Origin of the sequence: Pseudomonas sp. NBRC 111132 (assembly GCF_001320565.1) — a bacterium.
Lineage (GTDB): Bacteria > Pseudomonadota > Gammaproteobacteria > Pseudomonadales > Pseudomonadaceae > Aquipseudomonas > Aquipseudomonas putida_P.
This window is the reverse complement of record NZ_BCBI01000069.1, coordinates 16,834-28,869: the sequence shown is the minus strand read 5'-3', so window position 1 is coordinate 28,869 and position 12,036 is coordinate 16,834. Positions and strand designations below refer to the sequence as shown.

The 12,036-nt window shown below is 62.6% G+C and carries 11 protein-coding genes; 8 read left to right on the top strand and 3 right to left on the bottom strand.

Annotated elements, in window-relative coordinates; translation table 11 throughout:
- From APH35_RS24565 to APH35_RS24545, 5 genes are all read left to right on the top strand, one after another.
- Positions 1 to 720 (top strand): carbohydrate ABC transporter permease (locus APH35_RS24565; protein ID WP_060515673.1); only part of this gene is annotated, 720 nt, incomplete at its 5' end.
- The gene (locus APH35_RS24560; protein WP_012270709.1) at positions 713 to 1,558 is read left to right on the top strand and encodes a carbohydrate ABC transporter permease; all 846 of its coding nucleotides are present in this window, start codon (positions 713 to 715) and stop codon (positions 1,556 to 1,558) included. The genes APH35_RS24565 and APH35_RS24560, both read left to right, overlap by 8 nt.
- Before the next feature lie 3 nt (positions 1,559 to 1,561).
- Positions 1,562 to 2,716: an ABC transporter ATP-binding protein gene (locus APH35_RS24555; protein ID WP_060515672.1), complete on the top strand. Its 1,155-nt coding sequence runs from the start codon at positions 1,562 to 1,564 to the stop codon at positions 2,714 to 2,716.
- A 41-nt stretch (positions 2,717 to 2,757) separates the two neighbouring features.
- Positions 2,758 to 4,101 carry a carbohydrate porin gene (locus tag APH35_RS24550; RefSeq protein ID WP_012270711.1) on the top strand — a complete coding sequence of 448 codons (1,344 nt, stop codon included), beginning with the start codon at positions 2,758 to 2,760 and terminating at the stop codon, positions 4,099 to 4,101.
- 117 nt (positions 4,102 to 4,218) lie between these two features.
- The gene (locus APH35_RS24545; protein WP_060494480.1) at positions 4,219 to 5,073 is read left to right on the top strand and encodes a D-hexose-6-phosphate mutarotase; all 855 of its coding nucleotides are present in this window, start codon (positions 4,219 to 4,221) and stop codon (positions 5,071 to 5,073) included.
- Here APH35_RS24545 and hexR read toward each other — a convergent pair.
- Positions 5,066 to 5,929 (bottom strand): DNA-binding transcriptional regulator HexR, encoded by an 864-nt coding sequence (hexR, locus tag APH35_RS24540; RefSeq protein WP_169725179.1) that lies wholly within the window; start codon positions 5,927 to 5,929, stop codon positions 5,066 to 5,068. The genes APH35_RS24545 and hexR overlap by 8 nt on opposite strands.
- Positions 5,930 to 6,140: 211 nt before the next feature.
- Between hexR and zwf the strand changes: the two genes are divergently transcribed.
- From zwf to APH35_RS24525, 3 genes are read left to right on the top strand one after another with little or no spacing between them, the layout of a single operon-like run.
- Complete coding sequence (gene zwf / locus APH35_RS24535; protein WP_012270714.1) at positions 6,141 to 7,610, top strand: glucose-6-phosphate dehydrogenase; 1,470 nt, start codon at positions 6,141 to 6,143, stop codon at positions 7,608 to 7,610.
- The gene (gene pgl, locus APH35_RS24530) at positions 7,597 to 8,310 is read left to right on the top strand and encodes a 6-phosphogluconolactonase (RefSeq protein WP_012270715.1); all 714 of its coding nucleotides are present in this window, start codon (positions 7,597 to 7,599) and stop codon (positions 8,308 to 8,310) included. The genes zwf and pgl overlap by 14 nt, the downstream gene beginning before the upstream one ends.
- 17 nt (positions 8,311 to 8,327) lie before the next feature.
- Positions 8,328 to 9,008: a bifunctional 4-hydroxy-2-oxoglutarate aldolase/2-dehydro-3-deoxy-phosphogluconate aldolase gene (locus APH35_RS24525; protein ID WP_012270716.1), complete on the top strand. Its 681-nt coding sequence runs from the start codon at positions 8,328 to 8,330 to the stop codon at positions 9,006 to 9,008.
- A 154-nt stretch (positions 9,009 to 9,162) separates the two neighbouring features.
- Here APH35_RS24525 and leuA read toward each other — a convergent pair whose 3' ends face one another.
- Positions 9,163 to 10,836 carry a 2-isopropylmalate synthase gene (gene leuA / locus APH35_RS24520; protein ID WP_012270717.1) on the bottom strand — a complete coding sequence of 558 codons (1,674 nt, stop codon included), beginning with the start codon at positions 10,834 to 10,836 and terminating at the stop codon, positions 9,163 to 9,165.
- 370 nt (positions 10,837 to 11,206) lie between these two features.
- Positions 11,207 to 12,034, bottom strand: coding sequence for a M23 family metallopeptidase (locus APH35_RS24515; RefSeq protein ID WP_012270718.1), 828 nt, complete (start codon positions 12,032 to 12,034; stop codon positions 11,207 to 11,209).
- Positions 12,035 to 12,036: the final 2 nt, after the last annotated feature.

Genomic DNA, 12,036 nt, shown 5'->3' with positions numbered 1-12,036 from the left:
CAATACGCCCGGCTGTTCGACAACGACCGCTGGTGGGTGGCAAGCAAGAACCTGCTGGTGTTTGGCGGCCTGTTCATTGCCATCAGCTTGGTTATCGGCGTGCTGCTGGCGGTGCTGCTGGACCAGCGCATACGCCGCGAGGGTTTTATCCGCACCCTTTACCTGTACCCCATGGCACTGTCCATGATCGTGACTGGCACCGCCTGGAAGTGGTTGCTCAACCCCGGCATGGGCCTGGACAAGCTACTGCGCGACTGGGGCTGGGAGGGCTTTCGCCTGGACTGGCTGATCGACCCTGACCGGGTGGTGTACTGCCTGGTGATTGCGGCCGTGTGGCAGGCCTCGGGCTTCATCATGGCGATGTTCCTTGCCGGCCTGCGCGGGGTCGACCCGTCGATCATCCGCGCAGCGCAAATGGATGGCGCCAGCCTGCCGCGCATCTACTGGACCGTGGTGCTGCCTAGCCTGCGCCCGGTGTTTTTCAGTGCACTGATGATCCTTTCGCACATTGCCATCAAGAGTTTCGACTTGGTGGCGGCAATGACGGCCGGTGGCCCGGGTTACTCGTCCGACCTGCCGGCGATGTTCATGTACTCGTTCACCTTCAGCCGCGGCCAGATGGGCATGGGGTCGGCCAGCGCCATCCTGATGCTCGGGGCGATCCTGGCGATCCTCGTGCCTTACCTGTATTCGGAGCTGCGGAGCAAACGCCATGCATAGCCCTGTCGACAAACCAGCGCTCAGCCTGAGCCGCATTGCCATACACGCGGTGTTGCTGATCGCTGTGGTGCTGTACCTGGTGCCGCTGGTGGTGATGCTGCTGACCAGCTTCAAGACCCCCGAAGACATCAGTACCGGCAACCTGCTGAGTTGGCCCGCGGTGATTACCGGCATTGGCTGGGTCAAGGCCTGGGGCACGGTCAGCGGTTACTTCTGGAATTCGATCATGATCACCGTGCCAGCGGTGCTGATCTCCACCATCATCGGTGCGCTGAACGGCTATGTGCTGTCGATGTGGCGTTTTCGTGGCTCGCAGCTGTTTTTCGGCCTGCTGCTGTTCGGCTGCTTCCTGCCGTTCCAGACCGTGCTGCTGCCAGCCTCGTTCACCCTCGGCAAGCTCGGCCTGGCCAGCACCACCAGCGGCCTGGTGTTGGTGCACGTGGTCTACGGCCTGGCCTTCACCACGCTGTTCTTTCGCAACTTCTACGTGAGCATTCCCGATGCGCTGGTCAAGGCCGCGCGCTTGGACGGTGCTGGGTTCTTCACCATCTTCCGCCGCATCATCCTGCCCATGTCGACGCCGATCATCATGGTTTGCTTGATCTGGCAGTTCACCCAGATCTGGAACGACTTCCTGTTCGGCGTGGTGTTCTCCAGTGGCGACTCGCAACCGATCACCGTGGCCCTGAACAACCTGGTCAACACCAGCACCGGGGCCAAGGAATACAACGTGGACATGGCGGCAGCGATGATCGCCGGCCTGCCAACCCTGCTGGTCTACGTGGTGGCAGGCAAATATTTCGTGCGCGGGCTGACAGCCGGCGCGGTCAAGGGGTAAGCCATGGCAACGCTCGAACTTCGCAATGTGAACAAGACTTACGGCAGCGGCCTGCCGGACACCCTCAAGGACATCCAGCTGTCGATCAGGGACGGCGAATTCCTGATCCTGGTCGGCCCTTCGGGCTGCGGCAAGTCCACCTTGATGAACTGCATCGCCGGCCTTGAGCAGATCACCGGTGGCGCGATCCTCATCGACGAGCAGGACGTCAGTGGCATGAGCCCCAAGGACCGCGACATCGCCATGGTGTTCCAGTCCTATGCGCTGTACCCGACCATGAGCGTGCGCGAGAACATCGAGTTTGGTCTGAAAATCCGCAAGCTGCCCCAGGCCGCCATCGACGAGGAAGTGGCGCGGGTGGCCAAGCTGCTGCAGATAGAGCACCTGCTGGCGCGCAAGCCGGCGCAGTTGTCCGGTGGCCAGCAGCAGCGTGTGGCCATGGGGCGGGCGCTGGCGCGGCGGCCGAAGATCTACCTGTTCGATGAACCTTTGTCCAACCTCGACGCCAAGCTGCGGGTCGAGATGCGCACCGAAATGAAGCTGATGCACCAGCGCCTGAAGACCACGACCGTCTACGTCACCCATGACCAGATCGAGGCCATGACCCTGGGCGACAAGGTGGCGGTGATGAAGGACGGCATCATCCAGCAGTTCGGTACCCCGCAGCAGATCTACAACGACCCGGCCAACCAGTTCGTCGCCAGCTTCATTGGTTCGCCGCCAATGAACTTCATACCGGTGCGCCTGGCCAAGCAGGATGGCCGCGTGCTGGCGCTGCTCGACAGTGGCCAGGCACGTTGCGAGCTGCCGTTGGGGTTGGCTGCCGACGAGCTGGACGGTCGCGAGATCATTCTGGGTATCCGCCCTGAGCAGATCGCCCTGGGCACCGCAGAGGGCAATGGCCTGCCGGGCATTCGCGCCGAGGTGCAGGTTACCGAGCCCACCGGGCCGGACCTGCTGGTGTTCGTCACCCTCAACCAGACCAAGGTGTGCTGCCGCCTGGCGCCGGATGTGGCGTGCCGGGTGGGTGACACCCTGAACCTGCAATTCGACCCGGCTCGGGTGCTGCTGTTCGACGCCGAAAGCGGCGAACGCGTGCACCTGGCCAGCACTGGGGCAACCGCAAAGGACAACGTGGCTCACTTCAAAGGCCGTTGAATCGTCTACACCATCAATAAGAAAAAAGAGGACGCAAAGGGATGGAACAGCGCAAACGCATCAGCACATTGGGCTCGCTGGCCTTGCTCGCCGTTGTCGGCAGCGGCGGCGTGCAGGCCGCCGAGGCTTTTTCCAGTGAGTCGAAATGGATGACTGGCGACTGGGGCGGCACCCGTACCGAGCTGCTGGAAAAGGGCTACGACTTCACCCTCGACTATGTCGGCGAGGTAGCCGGCAACCTGCACGGCGGCTACAACGACGACAAGACCGCCCGCTACAGCGACCAGTTCGCCCTCGGCGCGCACCTGGACTTGCAGAAAATACTTGGCTGGCACGATGCCGAGTTCAAGCTGGCGATCACCGAGCGCAGCGGCCGCAACCTGTCCAATGACCGCATCAGCGACCCACGCGCTGGGCAGTTCAGCTCGGTGCAGGAGGTGTGGGGTCGTGGTCAGACCTGGCGCTTGACGCAGATGTGGGTCAAGCAGAAGTACTTCGACGGCGCACTGGACGTCAAATTCGGCCGCTTCGGCGAGGGCGAGGACTTCAACAGCTTCCCTTGCGATTTCCAGAACCTGGCCTTCTGTGGCTCGCAGGTGGGCAACTGGGTCGGCGGCATCTGGTACAACTGGCCGGTCAGCCAGTGGGCGCTGCGGGTGAAATACAACATCACCCCGGAATTCTTCGTGCAGGTCGGCGCTTTCGAGCAGAACCCTTCCAACCTGGAAACCGGCAACGGCTTCAAGCTCAGCGGCAGTGGTACCAAGGGGGCGATCTTGCCGGTGGAAGCGGTGTGGTCACCCAAGGTCAACGGCCTGCCTGGTGAGTACCGCCTGGGCTACTACTACAGCACGGCCAAGGCCGACGATGTGTTTGACGACGTCAACGGCAACCCGCAGGCGCTCAGCGGCGAGGCCTTCAAGTCGCATTCCAGCAAGCACGGCTGGTGGGTGGTGGCGCAGCAGCAAGTCACCGCTCACGGTGGCGACGTCAACCGTGGCCTGAGCCTGTTCGCGAACTTCACCGTGCACGACAAGGCCACCAACGTGGTCGACAACTACCAGCAGGTGGGGCTGGTCTACAAAGGCGCCTTCGACGCCCGGCCCAAGGATGACATCGGCTTTGGCGTGGCGCGTATTCATGTAAATGACGACGTGAAAAAGCGCGCTGAACTGCTGAACGCCCAGAGTGGCATCAACGATTACGACAACCCAGGCTTCGTGCCGCTGCAACGCACCGAGTACAACGCCGAGCTCTATTACGGCTTCCACGTCACCAACTGGCTCACCGTGCGGCCCAACCTGCAGTACATCAAAAGCCCCGGCGGGGTAGACCAGGTGGACAACGCGCTGGTCGCAGGTTTGAAGATTCAGTCGTCATTCTGAGGGCATTTGTTGTAAATTTACGCCAATCCATTTTCGGTTCCCGGCACCCACTGGCCTGCAGTGGTTGTCGGGAATAGGCCGAGACAGCGCTATCTCAAACAACAAGAGCTCTGAACCATGCCCGAACATCCGCTCCATCGCTTCTTTTCCTCGCAGCGGCCAAGGCCGACATTTGAGTGGGAGCGTTACCAGCAGCGCGATGTGCTGATCATCGATCATCCCCGTTGCCAGGCGGTATTCAGCCGCCAGGGTGCGCAGTTGCTGCACTTTCAACCGGCCGGTGAGCGGCCGTGGCTGTGGTGCGCCGAGCAGTGGCCGCAGGTAGGGGCGATTCGGGGTGGGGTGCCGGTGTGCTGGCCGTGGTATGGCCGCCACCCCAGCGAAGACCTGTGGCCGGCCCACGGTTGGGCACGCCTGCTGGATTGGAAGCTGGTGGACAGCCGCGAGGACGAGGAAGGCGTGAGCCTGAAATGGCGGCTGGACCTGTGCGACTGGCAGGTCGACCTGCATGCTCGCCTGGGCAGCCGCATGGAACTGAGCCTGAGTACCGAGCATCAAGACAGCGAACCGTGCCAGTTGAGCCATGCGCTGCTGGCCTATTGGCGCATCAGTGACGTGTCCGAGATAGCGCTGTCTGGGCTAGAGGATATCGAAGGCTACGACCGCCTCAACCGCCAGGCCTGCCGTGAGGAGGGTGCGCTGAAGCTCAAGGGCGGCTGCCAGAAGGTCTACCCGAGCACGCCTCGGGTGCAGCTGCAGGACCCGGCGTGGCAGCGCGAGCTGTGCATCGACACGGGTGACAGCGACGACACCGTGGTCTGGCACCCCGGCAACCGCCCGCTGATGGGCGTGAGTGGGCGCGAGAGCCAGCGTTTCGTTTGTGTCGAGGCCGCCAGCGGCAGCGGCGAGGGCCTGAGCCTGGCGCCGGGCCAGCGTGCGCACTTGCGCTTGCAGGCGCACCGGCTCAGTTGAGTTCGTCGTCCTCGATCGGGTAGCGGCTGGCGTTGAGGCTTTCCTTGATCTTGCGCAGGTGCGGCTGGAAGTCCACGCCGCGGCGCAGGGTCATGCCGGTGGCCAGCACATCGAGCACGGTCAGCTGGATGATCCGCGAGGTCATCGGCATGTAGATGTCGGTGTCTTCCGGCAGTGGGATGTGCAGGCTCAGGCTGCAGGCATTGGCCAGTGGCGAGCCTGCGGCGGTCAGGCCCAGCACCGAGGCGCCGTTTTCGCGTGCCAGGCGCGCCACTTCGACCAGTTCGCGGGTGCGCCCGGTGTAGGAAATGATCACGAACAGGTCGCCGGTGTGCGCCACCGAGGCCAGCATGCGCTGCATCAGCACGTCGGCATGGGCTGACACCGCCAGGTTGAAGCGGAAGAACTTGTGCTGCGCATCCAGGGCCACCGGGGCCGAGGCGCCTAGGCCGAAGAAGTGGATCTGTCGGGCCTGGATCATCATGTCCACCGCACGGCTGACCTGCTGCGGGTCCAGTTGCTGGCAAGCGCCGTCGAGCGAGGCGATGGCACTGGCGAAGATCTTCTGGGTGTAGGCTGCCGGGTCATCGTCGGCTTCTACCGCGCGGCTGACATAGGCGGCGCCGCTGGCCAGGCTCTGCGCCAGTTGCAGCTTGAGTTCCGGGTAGCCGCTGACGCCAAACGAGCGGCAGAAGCGGTTGACGGTCGGTTCGCTGACCTTGGCCGCCTGGGCCAGAGCAGCGATGCTGAAACGAGTGGCTTGTTGCGGGTTGAGCAAGATGACTTCGGCGACTTTGCGTTCGGCCTTGTTCAGCTCGTCGAGGCGTCCCTGGATCTGTTCCAGGAGGTTTCGCACGCGGTCCATGGGTGTGTCCTTGGGTCGGGAAGACAGCCGGCTGCGCAAGCAGCAGGCTTTTTGCACGGTCGTCTATCGTACTGTCGGTGCGGTTGGCGTACCACTTGTCTGTAACACTTGTGTGTAATGTTGTGGTTTTTACTACATTATCCCTTGAAAACCGTATGTGAAAGCGGTATTCCTAGACCAACTTTAGGAAAGAACCAACATCATGGCTGCGATCAGTGTCGAACCTTGCACCTTTGCCCTGTTTGGCGCCCTCGGCGACCTGGCATTGCGCAAGCTGTTTCCTGCGCTCTACCAGCTCGACCGGGCCAACTTGCTGCATCCGGACACCCGCCTGCTGGCCTTGGCCCGCGAGGCCGGCAGTGCGCAGGTGCATCTGGACACCATCGAGGCGCACTTGCGCCGGCATGTGCCCGAAGCCGATATCGAGCCTGCTTCGCTGGGGCGCTTCCTTGCCCGGCTGAGCTATCAGCACCTGGACTTCCTTCAGCCCGAGGGCTACCAGGCCCTGGCCGAGCAACTGCCCGGCGAGCAGCCGTTGATCGCTTACTTCGCCACCGCGGCAGTGGTGTACGGGGCCATTTGCGAAAACCTCGACAAGGTCGGGTTGGCCCCGCGCACGCGCGTGGTACTGGAAAAGCCCATCGGCCACGACCTTGAGTCGTCGCGCCGGGTCAACGATGCCGTGGCGCGCTTCTTCCCTGAAAACCGGGTCTACCGCATCGACCACTACCTGGGCAAAGAGACCGTGCAAAACCTCATTGCCCTGCGCTTCGCCAACAGCCTGTTCGAAACCCAGTGGAACCAGAATTCCATCTCCCACGTGGAGATAACCGTCGCGGAAAAGGTCGGTATCGAAGGCCGTTGGGGTTATTTCGACAAGGCCGGCCAGCTGCGCGACATGATTCAGAACCACCTGCTGCAGCTGCTGTGCCTGATCGCCATGGACCCGCCCAGCGAGCTGTCCGCCGATGCCATTCGCGACGAAAAGGTGAAAGTGCTCAAGGCCCTGGCACCGATCACCGGCGACGGCCTGAGCACCCGTGTGGTGCGCGGCCAGTACATTGCCGGCTACAGCGAAGGCAAACCGGTGCCTGGTTACCTGGAAGAAGACAACGCCAACGCCCAGAGCGACACCGAAACGTTCGTTGCCCTGCGCGCCGACATCCGTAACTGGCGCTGGTCGGGTGTGCCGTTCTACCTGCGAACCGGCAAGCGCATGCCGCAGAAGCTGTCGCAGATCGTCATCCACTTCAAGGAAACGCCGCACTACATCTTCGCCCCGGAACAGCGTTTGCAGATCGGTAACAAGCTGATCATCCGCCTGCAACCGGACGAAGGCATTTCTTTACGGGTGATGACCAAGGAGCAAGGCCTGGACAAGGGCATGCAACTGCGCAGTGGCCCTTTGCAATTGAATTTTTCCGACACCTGGCGCAGCGCAAGAATTCCGGATGCCTACGAGCGGCTTTTGCTCGAAGTGATGCGCGGCAACCAGAACCTGTTCGTGCGCAAGGACGAAATCGAGTATGCCTGGAAGTGGTGCGACCAGTTGATCGCCGGCTGGCGTAACGCGGGCGATGCGCCCAAGCCTTACGCTGCGGGCTCCTGGGGGCCGATGAGCTCGATTGCACTGATTACACGCGATGGGAGGGCGTGGTATGGGGATATCTGAACTGAAACTGCCAGCGGCCGTGAAGGCACATAGCCTGGCGGACGCCAAGGCACTGGCTGCAACCCTGGCGCACGACGTGGCCGAACGGCTGCGCGCGGCCATTGCCGCCAAGGGCCAAGCCTGCGTGGTGCTGTCCGGTGGCCGCAGCCCGGTGCCGTTCCTGGAGAAGCTGGCCAGCGAAAACCTGGACTGGGCCAAGGTCACCGTCAGCCTGGCCGACGAGCGCTGGGTACCGGTGGAGCATGCTGACAGCAATGCTGGCCTGGTGGCCCGCCACCTGTTGAAGGGCGCGGCGGCCAAGGCCCGCTTCGTTGGCCTGTACCAGCAGGCGGAAAACCTCGATGCCGCTGCGCTCAAGGCCGACCAGGGCTTGGTCGCGCTACCGCCAATCGACGTGCTGGTGCTGGGCATGGGTGACGATGGCCATACCGCCTCGCTGTTTCCGGCCAGCCCCAACCTGGAGGCAGGCCTGGACTTGGCCAGCCCGCGCCGCTGCCTGCCCTTGCTGGCGCCGAGCGTGCCGCACCAGCGCCTGTCGATGACCCGCTCGCTGCTGGCCAGTGCTGGCTTTATCGCGCTGTCCGTGCAAGGCCAGGGCAAACTCGCTACCCTGCGCGCCGCGCTGGCTGGCAACGACCTTACTGAAATGCCGATTCGCGCTTTTCTTCACGACCCCCTGGACATCTACTGGTGCCCATGAGCCAAGGATCCACAGTCATGACCACCCTCGAACGCCCACAGCCCAAGCTCTCGATGGCTGATAAAGCCGCGCGGATCGACGCCATTTGCGAAAAGGCGCGCATCCTGCCGGTCATCACCATCGCCCGTGAGGAAGACATCCTGCCGCTGGCTGATGCCCTGGCCGCTGGCGGCATCCGTACCCTGGAAGTGACCCTGCGCTCGCAGCATGGCCTGAAGGCCATCCAGGTGCTGCGTGAACAGCGCCCGGAGTTGTGCGTAGGCGCCGGCACCGTGCTTGATCGCAGTATGTTCGCCGCCGTCGAGGCTGCCGGCGCGCAGTTCGTCGTTACCCCGGGCATTACCCAGGACATTCTGCAAGCGGGCGTGGACAGTGAAATTCCGCTGCTGCCAGGCATCAGCACGCCATCCGAAATCATGATGGGTTACGCCCTGGGCTACCGTCGCTTCAAGTTGTTCCCGGCGGAAATCAGCGGCGGTGTGGCGGCAATCAAGGCCTTTGGCGGCCCGTTCGGTGATATTCGCTTCTGCCCCACGGGCGGCGTGAACCCGGCCAATGTGCGCAACTACATGGCACTGCCCAATGTGATGTGCGTGGGTGGCACCTGGATGCTCGACAGCAGCTGGATCAAGAACGGCGACTGGGCGCGGATTGAGGCGTGCAGTGCGGAGGCGATGGCGCTGCTGGACGCCAACTGAATTTGTTGTGTGCTTTACGGCTTATGGGGCGCTTGGTCGGCGCCCCTTTTTTTGTCCGGTTTTTTTGCAGTGCCTGTGCTGGCCCTTTCGCGGGCACAGGCAATAAAAAAGCCCGCATCAAACGATGCGGGCTTTCTCATGCTTGCCGTAGGGCTCAGGCCGCCTTGGCCTCCTGCTGGCTCAGCGAGCGGTTCAGCGCGCTGAACAGTGCCTTGAAGCTGGCGGTGGTGATGTTTTCATCGATGCCTACGCCATGTACCGGGCGGCCACCGGCCACGCGCAGTTCAATGTAGGCCGCTGCCTTGGCATTGGTGCCCGCACCAATGGCGTGCTCGTTGTAGTCCATGATCTCCACGGCAATCGGCAAGCCAGCCACCAGTGCTTCCAGGGCGCCATTGCCCTTGCCGCGCCAGTGCAGGGTGGTTTCGCCTTCACCGGCCACTTCCACTTCCACGGCGCTGTGGCCGTTTTCTTCCTGCAGGCGATGGCTGACCAATGCGTATGGCGCGTTGGCCTGGAGATATTCCTTGTGCAGCAGGCTGTAGATTTGCTGGGCGGTCATTTCCAGGCCAAGGCGGTCGGTTTCACCTTGCACCACTTGGCTGAACTCGATTTGCATGCGGCGCGGCAGGCTGATGCCATATTCCTGTTCGAGCAGGTAGGTGATGCCGCCTTTGCCCGACTGGCTGTTGACGCGGATCACCGCCTCGTAGCTGCGGCCGATGTCGGCCGGGTCGATCGGCAGGTACGGCACTTCCCACCGTTCGCCTTCCTGCTGCTTGGCGAAGCCCTTGCGGATGGCATCCTGGTGCGAGCCGGAGAACGCGGTGTGGACCAGGTCGCCAACATACGGGTGGCGAGGGTGCACTGGCAGCTGGTTGCACTCTTCGACCACCTTGCGCACGCCGTCGATGTCGGAGAAGTCCAGCTGCGGGTCGATGCCCTGGGTGTAGAGGTTCAGTGCCAAGGTCACCAGGTCGACGTTACCGGTACGCTCGCCGTTGCCGAACAGGCAGCCTTCGGCGCGGTCGGCACCGGCCATCAGGCCCAGCTCGGTGGCTGCGATGCCGGTGCCACGGTCGTTGTGGCAGTGCAGGCTGATGATCACGCTGTCGCGGCGGCTGACGTTGCGGCAGAACCACTCGATCTGGTCGGCGTAGATGTTTGGCGTGGACACTTCCACGGTGGCCGGCAGGTTGAGGATGATCTTGTGTTCAGGTGTTGGGTTCCACACCTCGATGACCGCGTCGCAGACTTCCTTGGCGAATTCCATTTCGGTGGCGCTGAAGGTTTCTGGCGAGTACTGGAAGGTCCAGTGGGTTTCTGGCTGCTGGGCAGCGTATTTGACGAACAGCTTGGCCGCGTTCACCGCGATGTCCTTCACGCCTTGTTTGTCCTGATTGAAGACGATGCGGCGGAACGACGGGCTGGTGGCGTTGTACAGGTGGACGATGGCTTTCTTGGCACCGCGCAGCGACTCGAAGGTGCGGGCGATCAGGTCTTCACGGGCTTGGGTGAGCACCTGGATGGTGGTGTCGTCCGGGATGTGGCCGTCCTGGATCAGAGTGCGCACGAAGTCGAAATCGGTCTGCGAGGCAGACGGGAACGAGGCTTCGATTTCCTTCACGCCCACCTGCACCAAGGTCTTCCAGAAGCGCAGTTTCTTCTCCGAATCCATCGGCTCGATCAGCGACTGGTTGCCATCACGCAGGTCGGAGCTGCACCAGATAGGTGCTTCGGTGATGGTCTTCGACGGCCAGGTGCGGTCAGGCAGGTCGATGGTCGGGAAAGCGCGGTACTTCTTCGAAGGGTCTTTGAGCATGGTCATGGAAGCAATCCTTTTGTGTGCGGCCGAGATCGGGCCTGCCGAGCAATAACGAGATGAGGAGGCGAGGCGACGCGATTCAGCCTGGTAGTCGGGCGCTGACCAGGCAGAGGCTGCGATGTTGTCGGAGCAGGATGAGGGTGCTGAAGGTTTTCATGCCTTCAAACTTAACCAGTGGGGTGGGGGATGGCAAGTGTTCGGGGAAAATTGAGAGAAATGCTTAAAAAAAGCTGCTTGGCGAGATTTTATAGCTGGATTTTGTTAGGTGCTTCTGGATGCTTGCGTAGTGTTTTTCGAAGGCGCAACACAGAGGTTTTGCTGCAGACCGTGTGAGCCCTATCGCGGGTAAACCCGCGATAGGGCTCACACGGTCTCAGGGTTGGAACGCGCCAATGAAAATCGCCGGGTCCACCCGCGCATCATTCAGGCTGACGTTCCAGTGCATGTGCGGCCCGGTTGCCCGCCCGGTCGAACCTACGCGCCCGACCACCTCGCCCCGGCGCAGTTGCTGCCCCACCTGCACGTCGATCTTCGACATGTGGCAGAACATGCTGATAAAGCCCTGCCCATGGTCGACGAATACCGTGCGGCCATTGAAGAAGTAATCCCCCACCAGGATCACCTTGCCATTGGCCGGGGTCTTGATCGGCGTGCCCGCAGGCACCGCGAAGTCCAGCCCGGCATGCGGGTTGCGTTCTTCACCGTTGAAGAAACGGCGCACGCCGAACTTGCTCGACAGCGGGCCGTTGACTGGCTTGTCGAGGATCAGGTTACTCGGCAGGCTCGGGCTGAAGCTGCGGTAGGCCTTGATCTGCTCGGCCAGCTCGCGGTCGATGCGCTTGAGGTCGGCCGGGTTCGGGTTGACCTGGCGGGTGTTCTTCAGGGTAATGCGCTGCTCAGGGTACTTTTTACTGCCGACGCTGAAAGGCAGGGAGCGCCCGCCTTGGTTCAGCATTGCGGTGCCGGGCTTCTGGGTCAGCGGGATGCCGACGATGGCCAGCCAGTTGTCCTGTTCCTTCACCACCAGCACCGGCTTGCCGTCGAAACGGGCACTGGGCGCGCTGGCGGCGGGGCCCAGGTCGACCACTGCCACGCCGCCCGGGACCGGTTTGTTCAGGGTGCGGGTGATGTAGCTGGCCTGGGCGCCGCCAGCCAGCAGCAGCAGGGAAAGGGCAAGCAGGGGCGCGAACAGGCGGGGCATGT

Coding starts and splice junctions, on each gene's coding strand:
- APH35_RS24560 (WP_012270709.1), top strand. CDS start 713: ATGCATAGCCCTGTCGACAAACCAGCGCTCAGCCTGAGCCGCATTGCC.
- APH35_RS24555 (WP_060515672.1), top strand. CDS start 1,562: ATGGCAACGCTCGAACTTCGCAATGTGAACAAGACTTACGGCAGCGGC.
- APH35_RS24550 (WP_012270711.1), top strand. CDS start 2,758: ATGGAACAGCGCAAACGCATCAGCACATTGGGCTCGCTGGCCTTGCTC.
- APH35_RS24545 (WP_060494480.1), top strand. CDS start 4,219: ATGCCCGAACATCCGCTCCATCGCTTCTTTTCCTCGCAGCGGCCAAGG.
- zwf (WP_012270714.1), top strand. CDS start 6,141: ATGGCTGCGATCAGTGTCGAACCTTGCACCTTTGCCCTGTTTGGCGCC.
- pgl (WP_012270715.1), top strand. CDS start 7,597: ATGGGGATATCTGAACTGAAACTGCCAGCGGCCGTGAAGGCACATAGC.
- APH35_RS24525 (WP_012270716.1), top strand. CDS start 8,328: ATGACCACCCTCGAACGCCCACAGCCCAAGCTCTCGATGGCTGATAAA.
- leuA (WP_012270717.1), bottom strand. CDS start 10,836: ATGACCATGCTCAAAGACCCTTCGAAGAAGTACCGCGCTTTCCCGACC.
- APH35_RS24515 (WP_012270718.1), bottom strand. CDS start 12,034: ATGCCCCGCCTGTTCGCGCCCCTGCTTGCCCTTTCCCTGCTGCTGCTG.